Here is a 24,034-nt window from a genome sequence, read left to right as displayed (position 1 = left end):
GCGAAAGTAAAAACTTACCTCTTATTTGAACCTGAGTCTAGAAGTGATAGAATCATTAGGTTTAGGCACAGGTTTTAAAAGATCGATACTGACTAAAATCATTTAAGGAAAGCTCTAAAAAGACTTTGTCTTCATTGTAAAATTATGTGGTTTACCACATAATTTTGCTTTACTACCTAAAGAAATTTAAATTTATTCAAAAGAAAGTTGAGAAAAATGGCAGAAAAAACATATCCAATGACCCTTGAAGAAAAGGAAAAACTCGAAAAAGAATTAGAAGAGTTGAAACTAGTTCGTCGTCCAGAAGTTGTAGAACGCATCAAGATTGCGCGTTCATACGGTGACTTGTCAGAAAATAGTGAGTATGAAGCAGCTAAGGACGAGCAAGCCTTCGTTGAAGGACAAATCTCTAGCTTGGAAACAAAAATTCGTTATGCTGAAATTGTCAATAGCGATGCGGTTGCTCAAGATGAAGTTGCTATCGGGAAAACAGTCACTATCCAAGAAATTGGTGAAGACGACGAAGAAGTATATATCATCGTGGGATCAGCGGGTGCCGATGCCTTTGCAGGTAAAGTATCAAATGAAAGCCCAATTGGGCAAGCCTTGATTGGTAAGAAAACAGGTGATACTGCTACAATTGAAACACCTGTAGGAAGCTATGATGTTAAAATCTTAAAAGTAGAAAAAACAGTTTAATAGGAATGAAAAGAAGGAGTAGATATAGGGAAAGCGCTTCCCATCGCTCCTTTTCTTAATTCTAAAAACTAGAGGAGACTATATGAATTCAGAAAATAAGTACAAAAAGAAAAATAAAATGGAACGTGGGTTAACCAATCGCCATGTTCAGGTTATGGCCATTGCTGGTACAATCGGGACAGGATTATTTCTCGGGGCAGGTCGCTCCATTAGTTTAACAGGACCCTCGATTGTATTGGTATATATGATTACGGGTGGCTTCATGTATCTTATGATGCGCGCTATCGGGGAAATGTTGTACCAAGATCCGGAGCAACACACCTTTATCAACTTTATTACGCGTTATCTTGGTCAGGGATGGGGTTACTTCTCAGTCTGGTCATATTGGCTCTCAGTAGTCTTTATAGGAATGGCCGAGATTACGGCTATTGCTCACTATGTTCAGTTTTGGTTTCCATCTTGGCCATCTTGGTTGATTCAGGTTGTATTTCTGACAATACTCGGATTGGTGAACTTGATTGCTGTTAAAATCTTTGGTGAGGTGGAATTTTGGTTTGCTATGATTAAAATTGTGGCCATTCTTGCCATGATTGCAACAGGTGTTTTTCTAGTTTTGACTGGCTTTGAAACGCCTTATGGTTCAGCAAGCCTTGCCAATATCAGTGATCATTTCTCCCTTTTCCCAAATGGAGGTATGAACTTTGTCATGGCCTTTCAAATGGTTTTCTTTGCTTACTTGATGATTGAGTTTATCGGTGTTACAACATCTGAAACCAAGGATCCTCGAAAAGTATTGCCTAAGGCTGTTAAGGAAATTCCTTTGCGAATTATCTTTTTCTACGGTGGAGCTCTCTTAGCCATCATGTCTATTATTCCTTGGCGTGAACTTTCTGCAACAGATTCACCATTTGTGACAGTGTTTGAACTTGTTGGTCTTAAGTGGGCTGCAGCTTTAATTAACTTTGTAGTTTTGACTTCAGCAGCGTCAGCCTTGAATTCAACCCTTTACTCAACAGGTCGTCACTTGTACCAAATTGCCCATGATTCACCAAATCGTTTCTTGAAAGCTATTAAGGCAGATACACTTTCACGCCACAACGTTCCTCAGAATGCTATCATTGCTTCTGCCGTATTGATTGGTTTTGCTGCCTTCATCAATGTACTTCCTGGCGTATCAGACGCCTTTGCTTTGATTACAGCTTCTTCATCAGGTGTTTATATCGCCATCTACATCTTGATTATGGTAGCCCATCTCAAGTATCGCAAGTCTAAAGACTTTATGGCAAATGGCTATCTCATGCCTCAATACCGCTTGCTAAATCCTCTGACCATGCTCTTCTTTATCTTTGTATTCGGAACACTCTTCTTACAAGAATCAACTGTAATGGGAGCTAGAGGTTCAGCTATCTGGATTGTCGCATTTGGTATTTATAGCCAATGGAAATTTAGAAAATAAGTTTTACTCTCATCAACCTAGGTTGGTGAGTTTTTTTAGTTTGACAGTTCTTCAAAATAGGAATATAATCAAGGCGTGAGTGTCTTTGAGGAGGTTTTGATGCACATTAGATTGGATAATACAGAGTCTCAGAAAGCGCAGGAAATAGGGGATTTGATTCGCTCCTATAATCGTTCTAAGAGAGAAGCAGCTGATAGTGAGCCACTAAACCTTTATGTCGAAAATGATCATGGTCAACTTATGGCTGGCTTAGTAGCAGAGACTTTCGGGAATTGGTTAGAAATTGAGTATTTATTTGTGAAAGAGGATTTGCGAGGACAAGGAATCGGCTCCCAACTATTGCAGCAAGCAGAGAGTGAAGCTAAGAAGAGAAACTGTCGCTTTGCTTTTGTGAATACATATCAGTTTCAAGCGCCAGCCTTTTATCAAAAGCAGGGCTACAAGGAAGTCTTTACCTTAAAAGATTATCCCTACACTGGACAAAGACACTATTATCAAAAAGATTTGTAAACATAGAACTCTCTATCATGTAAGTGGTAGAGTTTTTTTGTAAAAAAAAACACAAAATGACATATATATATTGCATAATGTAAAATATATGATATAATAAAGTTGAAAAAGAAGCGCGACTTTTAAAATTAAGGAGGAGGTAAGAAGTGGCTAAGAATTTAAAATTAAAACTCGCTCGAGTAGAGCTTGATATGACACAAGGTGACTTGGCAGAAGCTGTGGGTGTCACTAGGCAGACTATCGGCTTGATAGAAGCTGGAAAGTACAATCCTTCGCTTTCACTTTGCCAATCCATTTGTAGATGCTTAGGGAAAACTCTAGATCAATTATTTTGGGAGGAAGAAGATGAAAAATAGATTTTATTATTATCAATTACTAGACGAAAGAGAAGAACAACTGATGAATAAAGCATGGGCAGAGAGTTTTCATATCTCTATCGGATTGTTGTTTCTAGCTTATATCATATCGGTGTTAGCACCAAGCCTTTTTAATCCCAGCATGCTTCTCGTTATTATCATCATAGGGAATTTTTACTTTTTCGGCCGTGCTCGAGATTTGGGTGTGACCTACTATAGTCGCTTTCATTTTAGGATTTTGGGATGCCTGTTATTAACTCTAGTGATTACAGCTATCTTAATGCTACAAAACTACCAGTTCAACATAGAAATTTATCAGCACAATCCTTTGAACGTTAAATACCTTTCTGCTTGGGTATTTACTTATATCTTTTATCTTCCTTGGGTCTTTATTGGAAATTTAGGCTTGAAAAGCTATGGTCAATGGGCTCAGAAGAAGTATGAAAAAGATATGGATGAGCTCGAGAGCATAGAGTAGCTTGTTAGCTTTTTATCAATATCGATAAAATGTGTTATAATAGTACTAATTTATGAGAAAAGAAGAAACATTTTCATCTTTTTACAAATAAGGAAGAAGGACAGTATATGTACCCAGATGACAGTTTAACATTGCACACAGATTTGTATCAGATTAACATGATGCAGGTTTACTTCGACCAAGGAATTCATAACAAGAAAGCAGTTTTTGAAGTTTATTTCCGCCAACAACCGTTTAAAAATGGTTATGCTGTATTTGCAGGTTTGGAACGAATTGTAAAATACCTTGAAAACTTGCGTTTCTCAGATAGCGATATAGCTTATTTGGAATCACTTGGTTATCATGGCGCCTTCTTGGAATATCTGCGTAGTCTCAAGTTGGAGTTGACGGTACGTTCTGCTCAGGAAGGGGACTTAGTATTTGCTAATGAACCGATTGTTCAAGTGGAAGGACCTTTGGCGCAGTGTCAGTTGGTTGAAACAGCACTTTTAAATATCGTCAACTTTCAAACCTTGATTGCGACCAAGGCTGCTCGTATTCGTTCAGTCATTGAAGATGAACCTTTGATGGAGTTTGGTACACGTCGTGCGCAAGAGATGGATGCAGCTATCTGGGGAACTCGTGCCGCTGTCATTGGTGGTGCCAATGGAACTAGTAATGTACGTGCTGGTAAGCTCTTTGGAATTCCGGTTTTAGGGACTCATGCTCATGCTTTAGTTCAAGTTTATGGCAATGATTATCAGGCTTTCAAGGCATATGCCTCAACTCACAAAAACTGTGTCTTCCTAGTGGATACCTACGATACTCTTCGGATCGGTGTTCCAGCAGCAATTCAGGTTGCGCGTGAACTTGGTGACAAGATTAATTTTCTTGGTGTTCGTATTGACTCTGGAGATATCGCCTATATTTCTAAAAAAGTTCGTCAACAACTGGACGAGGCAGGATTTACTGATGCTAAGATTTACGCATCAAATGACCTTGATGAAAATACCATTCTTAACCTCAAGATGCAAAAAGCTAAGATTGATGTCTGGGGTGTAGGAACTAAGCTCATCACAGCCTACGACCAACCAGCACTTGGGGCAGTATATAAGGTTGTTGCCATCGAAGATGAGAATGGTCATATGCGCAATACAATTAAACTTTCAAACAATGCAGAGAAGGTTTCAACACCAGGTAAGAAACAAGTTTGGCGCATCACCAGCCGTGAAAAAGGCAAGTCTGAAGGTGACTACATTACATACGATGGTGTAGATGTTACTAGTATGACAGAGATTAAGATGTTCCATCCGACCTATACTTACATCAAGAAAACTGTCCGTAATTTTGATGCTGTTCCTCTCTTGGTAGACATTTTCAAGGAAGGTAAGCTAGTCTATGATTTACCAAGTTTACCTGAAATTCAAGCCTATGCTCGTAAGGAATTTGACAAGCTTTGGGACGAATACAAACGTGTTCTTAACCCACAACATTATCCTGTCGACTTGGCTCGTGATGTATGGCAAGATAAGATGGACTTGATTGATAAAATGCGTAAGGAAGCTCTAGGTGAAGGAGAAGAAGAATGACCTTACAAGAAAGTATTATTCAACAATTAGGAGTAAAACCTGTGATTGATCCACAGGAGGAAATTCGTCGTTCTGTTGATTTTTTAAAGCGATATCTAAAAAAGCATCCCTTCCTTAAAAGTTTTGTATTGGGCATTTCTGGTGGTCAAGACTCGACTTTAGCTGGTCGCCTTGCCCAACTAGCTATGGAAGAAATGCGAGCAGAAACTGGAGATGATTCTTATAAATTTATCGCTGTTCGCCTGCCGTATGGAGTGCAAGCTGACGAGGATGATGCGCAAAAAGCACTAGCTTTTATCCGACCAGATGTGAGCTTGGTCGTTAATATCAAGGAATCTGCTGATGCTATGACAACAGCAGTGGAAGCAACAGGCAGTCCTGTTTCAGATTTTAACAAGGGAAATATCAAGGCTCGTAGTCGTATGATTGCCCAATATGCACTCGCAGGAGCTCATAGTGGAGCAGTTATCGGGACTGACCATGCTGCGGAAAATATCACAGGTTTCTTTACCAAATTTGGTGACGGTGGTGCAGATATTCTCCCACTTTATCGCCTCAATAAACGCCAAGGAAAACAACTTTTGAAGGAGCTTGGAGCTGATCCAGCCCTCTATGAAAAAATCCCAACAGCAGATTTGGAAGAAGAAAAACCAGGTATTGCAGACGAAGTAGCATTAGGAGTTACTTACGCAGAAATTGATGACTACCTCGAAGGTAAACAAGTCAGCCCAGAAGCCCAAGCAACCATTGAAAAATGGTGGCACAAAGGCCAACACAAACGCCATCTACCAATCACAGTGTTTGATACGTTTTGGGAGTAAAAAGGTCCGGGGGACCTTTTTACCTTCTTGCCTAGAAATTAGAAAGCAAGAATAACCTCTGGGGGAGGTTTTTACCCCGAGCCTGAAAATAGAAAAGCGAGGAGAGTCCAGTGGACCTTTTTACCCTCTCATCTAGAAATGAGAAAGAGAAGAAGGTCCAGTGGACCTTCTTAGCTTGAACATTCAAATAGAAAGCGAGTTACGATTATGAAAGCACTAGGTACACAAACTATAGAAACTGAACGATTGATCTTGAGGAGATTTGTGGAAGGTGATGCTCGAGCCATGTTTGATAATTGGGCTTCACGCTCAGAAAATCTAACTTATGTGACTTGGAATCCACACCTGAATATCGAACAGACTCGAAACTCTATTGGCAATTGGGTAGCATCCTATGACAATCCTAACTATTACAAATGGGCCATTTGTCTCAAAGAAAATCCAGACTATGTCATTGGAGATATTAGTCTGGTCAGTGTGGATGAAGAAAACTCTAGCTGTGAGATTGGATATATCTTAGGGATGGACTACTGGGGACGAGGACTCATAACAGAAGCTTTGAAGGCAGTTTTATCATACTGTCTAGATGAGATTGGATTTGAAGAGGTTGATGCTTGCTATGTAAGTCTAAACCCAGCATCTGGTCGTGTTATGGAAAAGGTGGGTATGACTTTTTGGAAGACGATTCCAAATGCAGTTGAACGAAAAGATTATATAGCTGATAAAATTTATTATCAAATCAAAAAATAAGATGGAAAAGAATAACTTTTCCATCTTATTTTTTATAATATACTTTTTAATCAAAATAAAGCAAATCTTTGCTGGTACTTGTAAAGAGGTCGAAGCCATCCTTAGTTACAACACCACAATCTTCGATGCGGACACCAACTTTACCAGGAATGTAGATACCAGGTTCAACTGAGAAGCACATGCCTTCTTCGATGACCATGTCGTTTCCTTCCATGATAGATGGGAATTCGTGGACATCCATACCGATCCCATGACCGAGACGGTGGTTGAAGTACTCACCGTAGCCAGCTTTTTCAATCACTTCACGAGCTGCACGGTCAACCTCATGGGCTGTTACGCCAGGTTTGATAAAGTCAAGAGCTGCTTGTTGGGCCTCAAGAGTTAGGTTGTAGATATCCTTCTTGAACTGGTCAGGTTTACCAACAGCGACTGTACGAGTCATATCTGATGCATAGCCGTTGACCATAACTCCGAGGTCAAAGAGGAGAAGGGCATCTTTTTCAACCTTGTTAGCTCCAGGGATACCATGCGGATTTGCAGCGTTATCTCCTGTTAAGACCATGGTGTCAAAGCTCATTTCATAACCTTCACGTTTCATAGTAAAGTCAATCTGCGCGATGATATCTGTTTCCGTATTATCAAGAGAGATATTGTCAAAACCAACCTTGACAGACTTATCAGCATAGACACCTGCAACCATCATCTTTTGCACTTCATCTGCTGATTTGATCAAGCGCATGCGTTGGATCAATGGAGTTAAGTTCTCAAACTCAGCACTTTCAAAGACAGTTTTCAAACCGTGGTATTTAGTCAAGATGAGATTGTCAAACTCAACTGCTACACGTTTGAAATCAAGCTGTGGCAAGGCGTTTTGGATCTTCTTCCAAGGATTTTCAGAGTCCACGTAGCCCACTACTGGGAAAGAGACAGTGCTAGTCGCACGTTCAACCTCAAGTGCTGGAACGAAGAGAAGCGGTTCCTGATCTGCAAGGACAAAAAGGAACATTTGACGTTCGTGTGGATCACTGTAAAAGCCAGTGAGGTAATTAATAGTGACGGGGTCAGATACGACAGCGACGTCTAGCTTTTCTGATTCAAGATAAGTTAAGATTTGTTGTAATTTAGACATATGCTACCTTCTTTCTACCCCTCTATTTTTGCAAAAATTAGTAGAAAATGCAAGGGAGAAGGGGAAAAGAGCCTAAAAAAATTCCAACAGCTAATAGCATGTTGGAAATGGAAGTTTAGTTAAATTCTGCCTTGCTTTTCACATCGCTGTATTCTTCAGCGACTTCTTGGCTCAGAATATCCTCATAAGCTGGAAGGACGATGTCCTGACCGTATTTTTTCTTGAGGGCAGTAGTGACCAAACGATAGGCAAGGTTGGCATTACGAGATAGGATAGGCCCGTGGAAATAAGAACCGAAAACATTTTTATAGTGAACACCTTCACCGACCTTTTCTTCGTTGTTGCCATTTCCATAGACAACCTGGCCGAGTGGTTTTTGGTCATCTGAGAGGAAGGTGCGGCCTTGGTGATTTTCAAATCCATAATAAGTTTCATTAAACTCTTCATTATGAATCTTAATGTCACCGATAAAGCGGTTGTTGGTTTGATTAAGGGTATAGTGTCCCATGACACCTAGACCTTCTATGCGTCTTCCGGAAGCTTCAATATAATACTGACCCAATAGTTGGAAACCACCACAGATAGCAAGGACGACACCATCATTTTGGATAAAGTTGTTAATGCTTTCTTTTTTTGCAGGCAAATCACCAGCAATGATACTTTGTTCAAAGTCTTGGCCACCACCGAAAAAGGCGATATCGTAATGATTTTCATCGAAATCATCATGAAGTGAAACGATATCAACTGTTACATGGGCCCCAAGTTTTTCAGCTACGTACTTGAGCATAAGGATATTCCCGTTATCTCCGTAGGTATTCATGAGGTTACCATAGAGGTGGGCGATATTTAGCTGGTAAGGATAGTTGCCGTCTTTTGAGGAAAGTGAAGTATAAACCATTAATTCATCTCCTTTCTAACAAGCTGACGATTGGCTAGTAATTCTCGGAATTCCAGCATGGCCGTATAAGTCGCAAGGATATAAGCATGCTTGCAGTCTTGAGCTTCAATCGTTTTAAGAACTTGTTCCAGACTGCTTGTTTCAGTGATTTTATCAGCTGGATAACCAGTTACTCGAAGACGACGAGCAATTTCAGAATGACGAACGCCACCGGCGTTGATTTCTGGGATATCCATCTCAGTAATTTGTTCAAAATCAGCATCCCAAATCCAGCTGGTATCAATCCCGTCTGCATAATTCGCATTGAGGAGAACAGATAGAATAAATGGATAAGGAGCTAGTTTTATCATTTCAATAGCTTGGGTAGCACCAACAGGATTCTTGATGAGAACCAGTGTGCATTCCTTGTCACCGATATGGAATGTTTCTTGGCGTCCAAAAACAGCTCGACTCTTGTCAAAACCTTGTTTGATCAGTTGAGAATCAGCGCCTAGGTAACGGGCGATAGCAACTGCAGCCAGAGCATTGTAGATGTTGTAGAGACCACCGATTTGAATACCATATTCCTGACCATCGATAACGAAGCGAGAACGATTGTTGGTTAACTCAACCAATTCTGTCAGACGGTAGTCCAAGTCAGGACGTTTACATCCACAGTTTTCGCAGATATAAGCTCCTAAGTTGGCATATGTATTTAGCTCATATTTCAAAATACTTTGACATTCAGGGCAGAGGATACCTTCAGTATTGTAGTGAGCAAGCTTTGCTGGACCTTTTTCTAGATCAAAACCAAAATACTGAACAGGATTTGGAATTGTAGGTTTGTAGAAAAGAGGACTGTCACCATTCAGCAGAACAGTAGCAGTAGGAACTTTTCGAATAGCGTCCAAAATCATGTTGTAGGTCGTATAGATCTCACCGTAGCGGTCCATTTGGTCACGGAAGATATTGGTGATGACGAAAAGGCTAGGCTGGATATAGTCACAGATACGAGATAGACTGGCTTCGTCGATTTCTAGAACGGCAATATTTTTTCCAGTTTTTGAAGATTTTGCAGTCAAAAAGGTAGTTGTAATCCCTGTGATCATGTTGGCACCACTTGGATTGGTCAAAACTTGACCATAAATTTCCTTTAGGATACCAACAGTGAGAGCGGTCGTCAAGGTTTTTCCATTGGTACCAGTTACTACAACAATCTCGTAGTTCTTCGCTAAATGTTGTAAAATATCTTTATCAAATTGAAGGGCAAGTTTTCCAGGGAGCGTACTTCCACGTCCAAGACGACTCAAAATAAAATGAGAAGAACGCCCAGCAAGAAGACCCAAAGTAGTTTTTAATTTCATGTTTCTATTATATCATAAAAGCTGAAAAAGACAGATTTGAGATTTTAGAAAAAGAAAAACAGCCCAAGGAGGGCTGTTTGATGCGATGAAATTTCAACTTAAATCGCAAACAAGTCATTCAAGTTCTCAGCCAAGGTTGGGTGAGTGAAGATTTGTTTTGTGAAGTAAGTGTATGGGATTTTGTTGTCCATAGCAACAGTAATAATGTTGATGATTTCTTGTGATCCTTCAGAGAAGATAGTTGCACCGAGAATTTCTTTGGTTTCAGTATTAACCACAGCTTTGAAAGCTCCACGAAGGTCACCATTTACATGACCACGAGGCATAGCAGCAACAGGGATTTCCTTGACAGCGTATGGAAGTTTCAAATCAGCTGCTTGGCTTTCAGTCAAACCAACTTGTGAAAGTGCAGGTGTGATGAACATGGTGTTTGGAACATTGAGACGGTTTTCAAGTGTGTAGCTGCCATCACCAGCAAGGTAGCTGTAGACAACACGGAAGTCATCAAGTGAAATGTAAGTGAATTGAAGTCCACCATTGACATCTCCAACTGCAAAGACACCAGGAACGTTTGTTTGACAGTGTTTGTCCACCTTAATCGCACCACGTTCAGTTAGTTCAATATCTGTATTTTCAAGTTGAAGTGGTTCAACATTTGGTTTACGTCCTGTTGCATAGAGAAGGGCATCGAAACGATAGGTTTCATTTTCAGTCACAACAAGAACTTGGTCACCATCGTTTTTGATTTCAGTAGTATGGATGTTTTGAAGTAATTCGATGCCGTCTTCTTCCATGTATTGTTTAGCAAGAGCTGCGATGGAAGGTTCTGCACGAGGTAAGAAGGTGTCCATTGCATCTAAGACTGTTACCTTGCTTCCGAGTTTATTGTAGAGACCAGCAAACTCAAGACCGATATTTCCACCACCAAGAATTCCAAGTTTTTCTGGCAATTGTTCCAAGTTTTGGATGCCTGTTGAGTCAAAGACATTCTTACTAGTTGCAAGACCTGGAATTGGCAAAACGTTTGAAACAGCACCAGTATTGATAACGATAGTTTCAGCAGTTAGTTCTTGTTTTTCATCTCCAGCTTGAATTTCGATTACCTTGTTTGAAACAAAGTGGGCTTCGGCATCAATGATATCAACTCCAGTACCAGCGATCGTAGCATAGTTTTTACCATTGAGGCGGCTGGTAATCGTATTTTTTGTTGCCATAACCTCGTCAAATGACAAGTCCTTTTCTGCAGCAACTAACAAGGTTTTAGTTGGAATACAACCGATGTTGATACAAGTTCCACCGTACATTGCTTTGTTGCGTTCGATAAGGGCAACTTTTTTACCAGCTGAAGCTAGTTTGGCAGCAAGAGTTTTACCTGCCTTACCAAATCCAATAACAATTAAATCGTATGTTAACATTTTTAAATCCTCCTGTTTGATTTCATTCTAGCATAAGAAAAAATTTTTTTCACAATTCTGCTACGGAAAAAAATATTGGACTAAATTAGTCTCACGAAGCTTTTGAGAATTAAGTTCAAAAAATAGAAAAATCGTTTACATGATTTAATCAAGTGGTTAGACTATCTTTTGGTCCTCTCTTGTGTTATACTAGATAAGTTGCAAAGAAAGCAGTACTTTTCTTTAGTGGAAAAGAAGCAACACGGTCTTTCATAAAAACTGAAAGTACGTCATGACAAGAAAAGTATAAACTAAGCGCTATAGGATGGCTTCGCACCATCTTTAGAAAGAAGAATAACGTGAAATTTAATGAATTTAATCTTTCTGCTGATTTGTTAGCAGAAATTGAAAAAGCAGGATTTGTAGAAGCAAGTCCTATCCAAGAGCAAACTATTCCTTTGGCTCTTGAAGGAAAAGATGTTATCGGTCAAGCACAGACTGGTACAGGGAAAACAGCAGCCTTTGGCTTACCAACCCTTGAAAAAATTCGTACAGAAGAAGCAACTATCCAAGCTTTGGTAATTGCCCCAACTCGTGAACTGGCTGTTCAAAGCCAAGAAGAGCTTTTCCGCTTTGGTCGAAGCAAGGGTGTAAAAGTTCGTTCAGTCTATGGTGGTTCAAGTATTGAAAAACAAATCAAGGCTCTTAAATCAGGAGCTCATATCGTAGTAGGAACACCAGGACGACTTCTTGACCTCATTAAACGCAAGGCCTTGAAATTGCAGGACATTGAAACTCTTATCCTTGACGAAGCAGATGAAATGCTCAACATGGGATTCCTTGAAGACATCGAAGCAATCATCTCTCGTGTACCAGAAAATCGTCAAACCTTGCTCTTTTCAGCAACTATGCCAGATGCTATCAAACGTATTGGTGTTCAGTTCATGAAAGAACCTGAGCATGTGAAGATTGCTGCTAAAGAATTAACAACAGAACTGGTAGACCAGTACTATATCCGTGTTAAAGAACAAGAAAAATTCGACACCATGACTCGTCTTATGGATGTTGATCAACCTGAGTTGTCAATCGTTTTTGGTCGTACCAAACGTCGTGTAGATGAGTTAACTCGTGGACTTAAAATCCGTGGTTTCCGTGCAGAAGGGATTCATGGAGATTTGGACCAAAACAAACGTCTTCGTGTCCTTCGTGATTTTAAAAATGGCAATCTTGATGTCTTAGTTGCAACAGACGTGGCTGCTCGTGGTTTGGATATTTCAGGTGTAACTCATGTTTACAACTATGATATCCCACAAGATCCTGAGAGTTATGTTCACCGTATCGGTCGTACAGGTCGTGCAGGTAAGTCAGGTCAGTCTATTACCTTCGTTTCACCTAATGAAATGGGTTATCTACAAATCATTGAGAACTTGACTAAGAAACGTATGAAAGGTCTCAAACCTGCAAGTGCAGAAGAAGCCTTCCAAGCTAAGAAGCAAGTAGCTCTTAAGAAAATTGAACGTGATTTTGCGAATGAGGAGATTCGTAGCAACTTTGAGAAGTTTGGCAAGGATGCTCGTCAATTAGCCTCAGAATTCAGCCCAGAAGAATTGGCTATGTATATCCTCAGCTTAACTGTTCAAGACCCAGATAGTCTTCCTGAGGTTGAGATTGCACGTGAAAAACCTTTACCATTTAAACCATCTGGTGGTGGCTTTGGTGGCAAAGGTAAGGGAGGTCGTCGTGGAGATGACCGTCGCGATCGAGATCGCCGTCGCGACAATCGACGTGGTGAACGTCGAGATGACTTCAAAAAAGGCAGTCGCAAAAACGACCGCTTTGAGAAGGAAAAACGTTACCGTAAGGATAATAAAAAACCACGCAATACTTCAAGCGAGAAGAAAACTGGTTTTGTAATCCGTAACAAGGGTGATAAATAATAAAAAAGCGGTTCGCTGAGGTGGAACGCTTTTATATATAAGGAGACCGAGAGTCAAGAAAAGTTTCATACGAGAAAATAGATTTATATATTTGTTATCTTGTAATATTATATTATCAAAAATTTAGGGACTTGTCAATAAGAAAATTTAAAAAACTAGTAAAAATTTTCGAACAGTCATGAATTGCAATTCAATAAACAATTTTCAGATAATTATTGAAATAATGGGCATTTTATGATATAATGGGAGCGATTAAATACGAGGTGAAAAATGGCACATTTATTAGAAAAAACGAGAAAAATTACGTCTATCCTGAAGCGTTCGGAGGAGAAATTACAAGATGATCTTCCATATAATGCCATCACACGCCAATTAGCGGATATTATTGATTGCAACGCTTGTATCCTAAATAGTAAGGGACGTCTTTTAGGATATTTTATGCGCTACAAGACTAATAATGATCGTGTAGAGCAATTTTTCCAATCAAAAATTTTTCCTGAGGACTATATTCAAGGTGCAAATATGATTTACGATACAGAAGCAAATCTGACTGTAGATCATGAATTAAGCATCTTTCCAGTTGAGAGTCGTGCAGATTTCGCAGAAGGTTTGACAACCATTGCTCCAATCCATGTTTCTGGGATTCGTTTGGGATCTTTGATTATCTGGCGTAATGATAAGAAATTCGAAGATGAGGATTTGATTCTTGTTGAGATTGCTAGTACGGTGGTTGGTATTCAGCTTTTGAACTTCCAACGTGAAGAAGACGAGAAAAATATCCGTCGTCGTACAGCCGTAACGATGGCAGTCAACACCCTTTCTTACTCTGAGTTACGAGCAGTATCAGCTATTTTGGGTGAATTGAAAGGCAATGAAGGACAATTAACTGCGTCAGTCATTGCAGACCGTATCGGTATTACGCGTTCTGTGATTGTCAATGCCCTTCGAAAACTCGAATCAGCAGGAATTATTGAAAGTCGTTCACTGGGGATGAAGGGAACTTATCTTAAGGTCTTGATCCCAGATATCTTTGAAGAAGTGAAAAAGAGGGACTATTAATGGCTAAGGCTTTAATTTCGATTGACTATACAGAAGATTTTGTAGCGGATCATGGAAAATTGACAGCAGGAGCTCCTGCTCAAGCAATATCAGAAGCAATCAATCAGGTAACTAGATTAGCATTTGATCGTGGAGATTATATTTTCTTTACCATTGATGCTCATAAGGAAAATGATGTCTTTCATCCAGAAAGTAAACTATTTCCCCCTCATAATCTGATTGGGACTAGCGGGCGTAATCTATATGGTAAGTTAGCTGAATTTTATCAGGAACAGGCCCAGGATAGTCGTGTTTTCTGGATGGACAAACGTCACTATTCAGCTTTTTCTGGCACAGATTTGGATATCCGTCTGAGAGAGCGTCGCGTGGATACAGTCATCTTAACAGGTGTTCTTACAGATATCTGTGTATTGCATACGGCTATCGATGCCTATAATCTTGGGTATCAGATAGAAGTTGTCAAGCCAGCAGTCGCATCCATTTGGCCTGAAAACCATCAGTTTGCACTTGGACATTTTAAGAATACATTAGGAGCGAAACTCCTTGATGAAAACCTAATTGAAATCAAAGAATAATGTATTCAAAAAAACTGAAAAAATCTGAAAAAAGTGTTGACAAAGTTTGTGAAAGTTGATATACTAGTAAAGTAATCGACGCGGGGATGGCGGAATTGGCAGACGCGCAGGACTAAGGATCCTGTGACCGCTTTAGGTCGTGAGGGTTCAAGTCCCTCTCTCCGCATAGGAAAAGAGTTAGCTTCGGCTAGCTCTTTATTTTTATATAAACAAGGGCAAAGATTTTGCTCTTTTTTTGTGATTTCATAAACATTTCATATTTGGATATTATAATAGTCTTACAAATATGGAGGTGCTATATGAATCCCACTCAAAGAGCCTGGGCTTACGTCAGCAGAAAACGACTGAGAAGTCTCATATTATTCTTGATTCTATTTGTCTTATTGGCAGGAATATCGGCTTGTTTGACGCTTATGAAGTCCAACAAAACAGTAGAAAATAATCTCTATCTCTCATTGAATACATCTTTTTCTATTAAAAGAATAGAAGCAGATCAGACTTTTCAATTGTCTCAACTAGACGAGCTTAAACAGATAAAAGGGCTTGAGAGGATTTCACCTGAACTAGAAACAATAGCCAAGTTAACTGACAAAGAAGTGGTAACTGGAGAACAAAGTATCCAAAGGGATGATTTGACAGAGGCTGAAAAAAATCTTATCAGTTTGATTGCATTAGAAGACTCTTCCAAGGATGTTTCTTTTACAAGTTCCGCCTTTACCCTTAAAGAAGGAAGACATATCGAAAAAGGGGATCGAAAAAAAATCTTAATCCACGAAGATTTAGCCAAGAAAAACAATCTAAAAGTAGGAGATAAGATTAGCTTAAATCCTGGTCAAGTAGAAGAAAATAGTGGACAAATGCTAGACTATGAAATCGTAGGTATTTTCTCAGGTCAGAAGCAAGAGAAATTCACCGGTCTATCATCAGACTTTAGTGAAAATATGGTCTATACAGACTACGAAAGTAGCCAAACTCTTCTTAGAAATAAGGAAGATCAAGTCACTGCAGCTCGTTTCTATCTCGAAAATCCAAAAGATATGGATGGCATCATTCAAGAGGTTGAAAAACTATCTCTGGGAAACCAAGGGTTCCAAGTTGAAAAGGAAAATAAGGTCTTTGAACAAATCAAGGATTCAGTTTCGACCTTCCAAACCTTCCTACAGATTTTCCTCTATGGCATTATGATTGCTGGTGTAGGAGCGCTGATCTTGGTCTTGTCACTTTGGTTACGAGAGCGAGTCTACGAGGTTGGTATTTTATTGGCACTAGGTAAAGGGAAAATAGCAATCTTTAGCCAATTCTGCCTAGAAGTCATCCTAGTTTCATTGGCATCTATTTTGCCGGCATTTGTAGCTGGGAATGCTATTACTTCCTATCTCTTGAAGACTGTACTTGCAAGCGGCGACCAAGCTGCATTACAAGATACGCTAGCAAAAGCAACGAATCTTTCAACAAGTCTTCTATCATTTGGAGAATCTTATATTTTCCTACTTATCATCAGCTGCTTGTCAGTTGCACTTTGTTTCCTATTTTTATTTAGAAAATCACCGAAAGAAATTTTATCATCCATCAGTTAATAAAGGAGAAATCATGACTTTACTACAATTACAAGATCTTACTTATCGTTATAAAAACACTGCAGAAGCAGTATTATATAAAATCAATTACGATTTTGAACCTGGTAAGTTTTATAGTATTATCGGAGAATCAGGAGCTGGGAAGTCAACACTCTTATCTCTCTTAGCAGGACTTGATAGCCCAGTCGAAGGTGCTATCCTATTCAAAGGCAAGGATATTCGTGAACAAGGATATTCTTATCATCGCATGCACCATATCTCGCTAGTATTCCAAAACTATAACCTGATTGATTATCTTTCTCCATTGGAAAATATCCGCTTGGTTAATAAAAAAGCTAGCAAGGATACCCTTCTTGAACTTGGTTTAGATGAAAGTCAAATCAAGCGGAATGTTCTCCAATTATCAGGTGGACAGCAACAACGTGTTGCCATTGCTCGTAGTCTGGTATCTGAGGCGCCAGTGATTTTAGCGGATGAACCAACAGGAAACCTGGATCCTAAGACTGCTGGGGATATCATCGATTTGCTCAAATCTCTCGCTGAGAAAACAGGCAAGTGTGTGATCGTTGTGACCCACAGTAAGGAAGTGGCACAGGCGTCAGATATTACACTTGAATTGAAGGACAAGAAACTGACTGAAAAATAGAGTCTACTTCTTAAACTTTTGGAATTGCTTTAGTAAACTATTAAGGAATTATAAACGAAGTGATTCTTAAACAGTTATTTCCCGCTATAGTGGTATCCTAGATAATAACTTTGTTATTATCTAGGACGGGATTTTTGAGACAGATGGCTCAAAAATTAGGGATGAAATTCTAAAATGAAGTTGCTCCCGTCCGCACTATTTAAGGGAAATAAAGAAATATAAAAACATATAAGCGAAGTAAATCTAGAAAGGAATCTTATGTTACACAACGCATTTGCCTACGTCACAAGAAAATTCTTTAAGTCTATTGTGATCTTTCTTATCATTCTCTTGATGGCTAGTTTGAGTTTGGTCGGCTTGTCTATCAAGGGTGCGACAGCCAAGGCTTCTCAAGAAACCTTTAAAAATATCACCAATAGTTTCTCCATGCAAATCAACCGCAGGGTCAATCAAGGAACTCCACGTGGTGCGGGGAATATCAAGGGTGAAGATATTAAAAAAATTACTGAGAATAAGGCTATTGAATCCTACATCAAACGGATTAATGCTATCGGTGATTTGACAGGCTATGAACTGATTGAAACGCCTGAAACCAAGAAAAATCTAACTGCAGATCGAGCTCAACGTTTTGGAAGTAGCTTGATGATAACAGGAGTCAATGACTCTTCTAAAGAAGACAAGTTTGTGTCAGGCTCTTACAAACTAGTCGAAGGTGAGCATTTAACAAACGATGACAAATACCAGATTCTCATGCACAAAGATTTGGCTGCTAAACATGGCTGGAAGGTAGGAGATAAGGTCAAACTGAACTCCAATATCTACGATGCAGATAATGAAAAAGGAGCCAAAGAAACAGTAGAGGTAACGATCAAAGGACTTTTTGATGGACATAACAAATCTGCTGTAACCTACTCACAAGAACTCTATGAGAATACAGCTATCACAGATATTCACACAGCTGCCCAACTCTATGGTTATACAGAAGATACAGCTATTTATGGAGATGCTACCTTCTTTGTGGCTGGAGATAAGAACCTAGATACTGTCATGCAAGAACTAGGGTCTATCAACGGCATCAACTGGAAGATGTATAGCTTGATTAAGAGTTCATCTAACTATCCTGCCCTTGAACAATCTATCTCAGGCATGTACAAGATGGCTAATCTGCTTTTCTGGGGTAGCTTGAGCTTCTCTGTTCTTCTACTTGCTCTCTTACTGACACTATGGATTAACGCCCGTCGTAAAGAGGTTGGAATTCTCCTTTCAATTGGTCTAAAACAAGCAAGTATTCTAGGACAATTTATCACAGAAGCAGTTATGATTGCGATTCCAGCACTTATTTCAGCTTACTTCTTAGCCAACTATACAGCTCGTGCCATTGGAAATACTGTTCTTGCAAATGTCACATCAGATGTGGCTAAGCAGGCTAGTAAGGCAGCCCAAGCCTCTAATCTTGGTGGTGGTGCAGAAGTCGACGGCTTTAGCAAGACACTTTCAAGTCTGGATATTTCCATTCAACCTTCTGACTTTGCTATCATCTTTGTACTTGGATTAGTTCTAGTGGTACTAGTTATGGCACTTGCTTCAAGCAATCTCCTCTTTAAACAACCAAAAGAACTCTTGTTGGATAGTGAATAAAAAACCTGCTACCTATTCTCACTCAAATGAGATATAATATAGGTAGCATTTTTGATAGAAAAGGATTTATATGAAAATTCTAATTGTAGAAGATGAAGACATGATTCGCGAGGGAATTAGTGATTATTTGACGGATTGTGGCTATGAAACCATTCAGGCAGCAGATGGCCTTGAGGCCTTAGAACAATTTTCCAATCACCAAGTTGCCTTGGTTCTCTTAGATATTCAAATGCCGAAACTCAATGGTTTAGAGGTTTTGTCAGAAATCCGAAAAAGTAGTCAAGTACCAGTCTTGATGTTGACAGCCTTTCAGGACGAAGAATATAAGATGAGTGCCTTTGCTGCATTAGCAGATGGTTATTTGGAAAAGCCTTTTTCTCTATCTTTGTTAAAAGTACGAGTGGATGCCATCTTTAAACGTTATTATGATACTGGTCGTATTTTTACCTATAGGGACACCGAGGTAGACTTTGACAGTTATAGCGCCAAAGTAGCTGGTCAAGAAGTTGCAGTGAATGCAAAAGAACTGGAAATTTTAGATTATCTGGTTAAAAATGAAGGACGGGCCTTAACTCGGTCGCAGATTATCGATGCTGTATGGAAGATGACAGATGAGGTCCCTTTTGACAGAGTGATCGATGTCTATATCAAGGAACTACGGAAAAAATTGGATTTAGACTGTATTTTTACCGTGCGCAATGTTGGTTATAAATTGGAGAGAAAATGAGACATTCAGGTTTATTTAAAAAGATTTTTATCTATACCTTCTCGGTATTTTCTACCTTGGTCATTTGTTTGCATTTGGCCATCTATTTTCTCTTTCCTCTGACCTATCTCAGTCACCGTCAGGAAAGCATCGGGCAAAAGTCTACAGAAATTGCCCAATCCCTCCAAGGAAAGGATAGTCAGTCTATCCAAGAAGTCCTTGAACTTTATTCTAAAAGCAGTGATATTAAGGGAGCTGTTAAGGGAGAGATGACTCAGGATAAGTTGGAAGTCAAGGACAATCTTCCCATTGATAAACAACGACAGACAGCTTCCTTGGTTATTGAGGAAAGAGAAGTTCAAACTAAGGATGGTCAGACCATGACCTTGCAATTCTTGGCATCTATGGATTTGCAGAAAGAAGCAGAAGACATCAGTCTTCAATTTCTGCCTTATACTTTATTAGCGTCTTTCATCATTTCGCTCCTCATCGCCTTTATCTATGCTAGAACCATTGTTGCTCCTATTTTGGAAATCAAACGAGTGACTCGACGGATGATGGATTTGGATGCAGAAGTGAGGTTGCGCGTGGATTCTAAGGATGAAATTGGCGATCTCAAAGAACAAATCAATAGCCTTTATCAGCATCTCTTGACGGTCATTGCAGACTTGCATGAAAAGAACGAGGCCATCCTCCAGCTGGAAAAGATGAAGGTTGAGTTTTTGCGAGGTGCTTCCCACGAACTGAAAACACCTCTAGCTAGTCTAAAGATTCTTCTGGAGAATATGAAAGCCAATATAGGACGCTATAAGGATCGGGACCATTATCTGGGAGTTTCTCTGGGTATTGTGGATGATTTGACTCACCACGTTCAGCAAATCTTATCCCTTTCTTCAGTGCAAGAATTGCGAGACAAAAAAGAACAAATCAACCTTCTTGAAATGACAGATTTTCTCTTAAAGGATTATGATTTATTAGCCAAAGAGAGGGGAATCTCAGTTGTGAATCAACTGACTGACCAACAAACTTATCTAAATCCTTCGGTACTAAAGCTGATTCTTTCCAATCTTATCAGTAATGCTGTGAAACACTCTGTTCAAGGAGGCTATCTAAAAATTGGGACAGAAGATGGCTGGGTTTTCATTGAGAACGCCTGTACACCTGAGGAGCAAGATAAGTTTGAACAATCCTTTACGGTTTCTAGTCGACAAAGTAAGGGAGCTGGCTTGGGACTATTCGTAGTTAAAAGTTTATTGGAAAACGAAGAAATTGACTATCGATTTGAACGCTATGAAGACCACTTAGCCTTTTATATGAATCTACCTAAAGACCTGTAAGATTAGGACTTTGAGGAGAGTTACATATTTTAAGATAGAAGAAATTCAATCTAAACTACAGGAAAAACTAGCTTTTTTTGTTAAAAAGTGATAAAATGAACAATGTAAATGGGATGTCCCATAAAAATATACAGGAGGCCTGATAAAATGGCAATCGTTTCAGCAGAAAAATTTGTCCAAGCAGCTCGTGACAACGGTTATGCAGTTGGTGGATTTAACACAAACAACCTTGAGTGGACTCAAGCAATCTTGCGCGCAGCAGAAGCTAAAAAAGCTCCAGTTTTGATCCAAACTTCTATGGGTGCTGCTAAATACATGGGTGGTTACAAAGTTGCTCGCAACTTGATCGCTAACCTTGTTGAATCAATGGGTATCACTGTACCAGTAGCTATCCACCTTGACCACGGTCACTACGAAGATGCACTTGAGTGTATTCAAGTTGGTTATACTTCAGTTATGTTTGATGGTTCACACCTTCCAGTTGAAGAAAACCTTGAAAAAGCTCGTAAAGTTGTAGAATTTGCTCACGCAAATGGTGTATCAGTAGAAGCTGAAGTTGGAACTATCGGTGGTGAAGAAGACGGAATCATCGGTGATGGTGAATTGGCTCCAATCGAAGACGCTAAAGCAATGGTTGCAACTGGTATCGACTTCTTGGCAGCTGGTATCGGTAACATCCACGGTCCTTACCCAGAAAACTGGAAAGGTCTTCACCTTGATCACTTGCAAAAATTGACTGAAGCTGTACCAGGCTTCCCAATCGTATTGCACGGTGGATCAGGTATTCCTGATGACCAAATCCAAGCAGCTATCAAACTTGGTGTTGCGAAAGTTAACGTTAACACAGAATGCCAAATCGCATTCGCTAACGCAACTCGTAAATTTGCTCGTGACTACGAAGCAAACGAAGCAGAATACGACAAGAAGAAACTCTTCGACCCACGTAAATTCTTGGCTGACGGTGTCAAAGCTATCCAAGCATCAGTTGAAGAACGTATCGACGTATTCGGTTCAGAAGGTAAAGCTTAATTAGGCTATAGATAGAAAATCTCGCTACGGCGGGATTTTTCTTGTATAATGAATCTAGGAAATGTCATACGGAGGCAATGAAAAGATGAAATTCAAAGAGAGAATATTTAGTGGTGTCATTGATCGGCCGGTGGGGTTTGAAGATTCTTTTGGGAATGTCTATCCGATTAACTATGGCTACATACCTGAACTGATGGGGGGAGATGGCGAAGAGCAAGATGTTTATATTGTTTCCCGTGATCAGCAACAGCCTCTGGAAGTCTTTACTGGAAAGTTGGTTGCTATCATTCGACGTCGTGATGATATAGAAGACAAGTGGGTTTTAGCGCCCTTGGATGAGAAGGTTAATAAAGGTTTGATTGCAGAGCAGACCTATTTTATGGAGCAGTATTTTGATTCTTGGATTGAAATGGTGGAGGAGAATAATGATTCAAGTAAGGGAGGTTATAAATAAGGATGAAAAATCTTTTCTTACGGCAGAAATTCTAACTGATTTGCAAAGTTGTTTGGAATTCATGAAACCTCCGGAGCATATATTGATGACTCTTTAATTGCAGTTTTAGCTACACTAGGTTCATTTGGAAAGCTTGTTGACATTGGATTGCTAGCGATTATAGGTTTTTCGATGTTTAGGTGTGAGAAGATTACAGTACTTGTGAAAGGAAAAATAGATATGATATTCGATCAGTCCTTGCAAGCCTACCTACATGAAGTAGATGATGTTCTTGTAGCTTGGGAAGAAAAACCAAGTGGAAATTTTGAGATAGAAGCTCAGTTGCTTGCAGCTAATTACCATAAAAATAGAACTCGTATTCTTGCTTTTATACTGCCTCATTTACAAGAATTTTATGGGTATTTCACAGATGAAGAAGCTACTGAAAAATTGGGTAAACCCATCATCGAGCCAGAAAGACAAACCGTTACTTTCTGCGATCAAACTTTTGATGATATTCATATCTTTTCTTTTGACTATCAGGGTCAGGCATTTGAGAGTCTGGAGAATTTTGCCATTGATGGTTAAGGTCTGTTTTCAGTTTTAAAAAGAAGGAGAGAGACTGATGAGTACTGCTGATTTTGTCTTTATTGAGAGTAAAGACCCCATATTCCTAGATTTACAAGCCTTTTGTACTGCTTTGAGAGAAAAATTCCCAGGTATTTTGATCAGAGAAAGGACGAATCCTGAAAAAGCTTACTCGCTTTCTTGGGATTATCAAAGTCCTCAGCTTACCTTGGAAAGTTCTTTAAGTAGCAAGAAAAATGTTTTTGTGATTGATTACTTTGATTCAACAAATAGATTACAAGATTATGCCTCCTATATCATCTGGCTTCGGAAATGGTTTCCACCTGAAGAGAAAGTTTCCTTTTGTGATGAAGGTTATGAGTATGTGTTTGAACTTCCTAGTGATTTATCCCAAAAGGAGTTGGAAAACTACTTACGAACAAGGTTTGATGAGTGAAGAAGAAGTTCAAAAACGAATAATGATATGGAAAAGTTGAAAAGGAGAATCAGATGCTTACCAAAGATGATATGTTAGTTGCTTTGCATGATGCAATTACTGAAGACCAAGAATTTGAGTTGGCAGACGAGATTGTAGATGCCATGGAGGCTTACCCTCAACCCTTTGATTTGGTTGACCCCGTCTTAGACTTTATTTCCAAGCATCCAGAAGTAGATTTTGGGGCTCCAGGTGAGTTGGTTCACTTTGTGGAGCGATTTTATCATCAAGGCTATGAGGAATTATTGATGGAGTCAGTTCTAAAAAGTCCAACTGTACATAACATCTGGATGCTTCATCGATGCTATAATCACAATGATCCAAATCTAGTCCGGCAAATTCAGACTTTGGTTGGAGAACTGAAGAAGGATAAGACTCTTGATTTACAAGTAAGAAGCATGATTGAAGACTTAACTTGGTAGAGGGAGGTGATGCAGCATCACCTTTTTATCTTTTCTTAGAGTTAAAAATTTTCAATTTCACAATCCATAAGCAAACGCTTGCATTCTAGTTTTTATTGGACTATAATAGGTTGGTATAAAGCCTTCTGTAAGAATAAAATGTAGAAGGTGTAGAAAGTAAGGATTTAGAATATTTGTAGTCAAAAATACAATGTTGTTTCTTACGATAGG

Annotated in this window: 25 protein-coding genes and 1 tRNA gene; 22 read left to right on the top strand and 4 right to left on the bottom strand. The window is 39.4% G+C overall.

Going from position 1 to position 24,034, the window contains the following annotated elements; translation table 11 throughout:
• Positions 1-216: 216 nt before the first annotated feature.
• The 8 genes from greA to AXE83_RS07530 all read left to right on the top strand — a co-directional run bounded on the left by greA (position 217) and on the right by AXE83_RS07530 (position 6,638).
• On the top strand, positions 217-699 hold the full coding sequence (greA, locus tag AXE83_RS07565) for a transcription elongation factor GreA (RefSeq protein WP_000818756.1): 483 nt from the start codon (positions 217-219) through the stop codon (positions 697-699).
• Between the two features lie 82 nt (positions 700-781).
• Complete coding sequence (locus tag AXE83_RS07560) at positions 782-2,155, top strand: amino acid permease (protein WP_060956004.1); 1,374 nt, start codon at positions 782-784, stop codon at positions 2,153-2,155.
• Positions 2,156-2,254: 99 nt separating this feature from the next.
• A complete protein-coding gene (locus tag AXE83_RS07555) occupies positions 2,255-2,665 on the top strand; it encodes a GNAT family N-acetyltransferase (RefSeq protein WP_083501005.1) in 411 nt (136 codons plus the stop codon).
• Positions 2,666-2,811: 146 nt separating this feature from the next.
• The gene (locus AXE83_RS07550) at positions 2,812-3,021 is read left to right on the top strand and encodes a helix-turn-helix transcriptional regulator (RefSeq protein ID WP_001107501.1); all 210 of its coding nucleotides are present in this window, start codon (positions 2,812-2,814) and stop codon (positions 3,019-3,021) included.
• Positions 3,011-3,499 (top strand): DUF6773 family protein, encoded by a 489-nt coding sequence (locus AXE83_RS07545; protein WP_060956003.1) that lies wholly within the window; start codon positions 3,011-3,013, stop codon positions 3,497-3,499. Before AXE83_RS07550 ends, AXE83_RS07545 begins: the two co-directional genes overlap by 11 nt.
• Before the next feature lie 107 nt (positions 3,500-3,606).
• On the top strand, positions 3,607-5,067 hold the full coding sequence (locus AXE83_RS07540) for a nicotinate phosphoribosyltransferase (protein ID WP_060956002.1): 1,461 nt from the start codon (positions 3,607-3,609) through the stop codon (positions 5,065-5,067).
• Positions 5,064-5,888, top strand: coding sequence for an ammonia-dependent NAD(+) synthetase (nadE, locus tag AXE83_RS07535; protein ID WP_060956001.1), 825 nt, complete (start codon positions 5,064-5,066; stop codon positions 5,886-5,888). Before AXE83_RS07540 ends, nadE begins: the two co-directional genes overlap by 4 nt.
• 207 nt (positions 5,889-6,095) lie before the next feature.
• The gene (locus AXE83_RS07530) at positions 6,096-6,638 is read left to right on the top strand and encodes a GNAT family N-acetyltransferase (protein WP_060956000.1); all 543 of its coding nucleotides are present in this window, start codon (positions 6,096-6,098) and stop codon (positions 6,636-6,638) included.
• A gap of 46 nt (positions 6,639-6,684) precedes the next feature.
• Here AXE83_RS07530 and AXE83_RS07525 read toward each other — a convergent pair whose 3' ends face one another.
• The 4 genes from AXE83_RS07525 to AXE83_RS07510 all read right to left on the bottom strand — a co-directional run bounded on the left by AXE83_RS07525 (position 6,685) and on the right by AXE83_RS07510 (position 11,423).
• Complete coding sequence (locus tag AXE83_RS07525; protein ID WP_060955999.1) at positions 6,685-7,767, bottom strand: M24 family metallopeptidase; 1,083 nt, start codon at positions 7,765-7,767, stop codon at positions 6,685-6,687.
• A gap of 115 nt (positions 7,768-7,882) precedes the next feature.
• Positions 7,883-8,665: a lipid II isoglutaminyl synthase subunit GatD gene (gene gatD / locus AXE83_RS07520; protein ID WP_060955998.1), complete on the bottom strand. Its 783-nt coding sequence runs from the start codon at positions 8,663-8,665 to the stop codon at positions 7,883-7,885.
• Entirely contained in the window at positions 8,665-10,008 is a 1,344-nt protein-coding gene (murT, locus tag AXE83_RS07515) for a lipid II isoglutaminyl synthase subunit MurT (protein ID WP_060955997.1), read from the bottom strand. The genes gatD and murT overlap by 1 nt, the downstream gene beginning before the upstream one ends.
• Positions 10,009-10,106: 98 nt before the next feature.
• Positions 10,107-11,423, bottom strand: a complete 1,317-nt coding sequence (locus tag AXE83_RS07510; protein ID WP_060955996.1) for an FAD-containing oxidoreductase — start codon at positions 11,421-11,423, stop codon at positions 10,107-10,109.
• 338 nt (positions 11,424-11,761) lie between these two features.
• On the opposite strand from AXE83_RS07510, the gene AXE83_RS07505 reads away from it, so the two are divergent.
• The 14 genes from AXE83_RS07505 (at position 11,762) to AXE83_RS07440 (ending at position 23,824) form a co-directional block, all read left to right on the top strand.
• Positions 11,762-13,339, top strand: a complete 1,578-nt coding sequence (locus AXE83_RS07505; RefSeq protein ID WP_060955995.1) for a DEAD/DEAH box helicase — start codon at positions 11,762-11,764, stop codon at positions 13,337-13,339.
• Positions 13,340-13,609: 270 nt separating this feature from the next.
• Positions 13,610-14,398, top strand: a complete 789-nt coding sequence (codY, locus tag AXE83_RS07500; protein WP_060955994.1) for a GTP-sensing pleiotropic transcriptional regulator CodY — start codon at positions 13,610-13,612, stop codon at positions 14,396-14,398.
• A complete protein-coding gene (locus AXE83_RS07495) occupies positions 14,398-14,973 on the top strand; it encodes a cysteine hydrolase family protein (protein ID WP_060955993.1) in 576 nt (191 codons plus the stop codon). The genes codY and AXE83_RS07495 overlap by 1 nt, the downstream gene beginning before the upstream one ends.
• Before the next feature lie 80 nt (positions 14,974-15,053).
• Positions 15,054-15,139, top strand: a tRNA-Leu gene (locus AXE83_RS07490).
• 133 nt (positions 15,140-15,272) lie between these two features.
• The gene (locus tag AXE83_RS07485; RefSeq protein WP_060955992.1) at positions 15,273-16,550 is read left to right on the top strand and encodes an ABC transporter permease; all 1,278 of its coding nucleotides are present in this window, start codon (positions 15,273-15,275) and stop codon (positions 16,548-16,550) included.
• Positions 16,551-16,563: 13 nt separating this feature from the next.
• Positions 16,564-17,196, top strand: a complete 633-nt coding sequence (vex2, locus tag AXE83_RS07480) for an ABC transporter ATP-binding subunit Vex2 (protein ID WP_060955991.1) — start codon at positions 16,564-16,566, stop codon at positions 17,194-17,196.
• Between the two features lie 258 nt (positions 17,197-17,454).
• Positions 17,455-18,834, top strand: a complete 1,380-nt coding sequence (gene vex3 / locus AXE83_RS07475) for an ABC transporter permease subunit Vex3 (protein WP_060955990.1) — start codon at positions 17,455-17,457, stop codon at positions 18,832-18,834.
• A gap of 70 nt (positions 18,835-18,904) precedes the next feature.
• Positions 18,905-19,561 carry a response regulator transcription factor VncR gene (gene vncR / locus AXE83_RS07470; RefSeq protein ID WP_060955989.1) on the top strand — a complete coding sequence of 219 codons (657 nt, stop codon included), beginning with the start codon at positions 18,905-18,907 and terminating at the stop codon, positions 19,559-19,561.
• Positions 19,558-20,877: a sensor histidine kinase VncS gene (gene vncS / locus AXE83_RS07465; RefSeq protein WP_060955988.1), complete on the top strand. Its 1,320-nt coding sequence runs from the start codon at positions 19,558-19,560 to the stop codon at positions 20,875-20,877. The genes vncR and vncS overlap by 4 nt, the downstream gene beginning before the upstream one ends.
• A gap of 147 nt (positions 20,878-21,024) precedes the next feature.
• Positions 21,025-21,906, top strand: coding sequence for a class II fructose-bisphosphate aldolase (locus AXE83_RS07460; protein WP_060955987.1), 882 nt, complete (start codon positions 21,025-21,027; stop codon positions 21,904-21,906).
• A gap of 85 nt (positions 21,907-21,991) precedes the next feature.
• Positions 21,992-22,360 (top strand): inorganic diphosphatase, encoded by a 369-nt coding sequence (locus AXE83_RS07455; RefSeq protein ID WP_060955986.1) that lies wholly within the window; start codon positions 21,992-21,994, stop codon positions 22,358-22,360.
• Positions 22,361-22,408: 48 nt separating this feature from the next.
• Positions 22,409-22,927: a hypothetical protein gene (locus tag AXE83_RS07450; RefSeq protein ID WP_223299855.1), complete on the top strand. Its 519-nt coding sequence runs from the start codon at positions 22,409-22,411 to the stop codon at positions 22,925-22,927.
• A 37-nt stretch (positions 22,928-22,964) separates the two neighbouring features.
• Positions 22,965-23,363, top strand: a complete 399-nt coding sequence (locus AXE83_RS07445) for a hypothetical protein (protein WP_021154464.1) — start codon at positions 22,965-22,967, stop codon at positions 23,361-23,363.
• Between the two features lie 53 nt (positions 23,364-23,416).
• Positions 23,417-23,824, top strand: coding sequence for a hypothetical protein (locus tag AXE83_RS07440; RefSeq protein WP_060955984.1), 408 nt, complete (start codon positions 23,417-23,419; stop codon positions 23,822-23,824).
• Positions 23,825-24,034: the final 210 nt, after the last annotated feature.

It is taken from the genome of Streptococcus sp. oral taxon 431 (genome assembly GCF_001553685.1).
Classification (GTDB): Bacteria; Bacillota; Bacilli; order Lactobacillales; family Streptococcaceae; genus Streptococcus.
The sequence above is the reverse complement of the archived record's forward strand: the minus strand, read 5'-3'. Positions and strand labels throughout refer to the sequence as shown.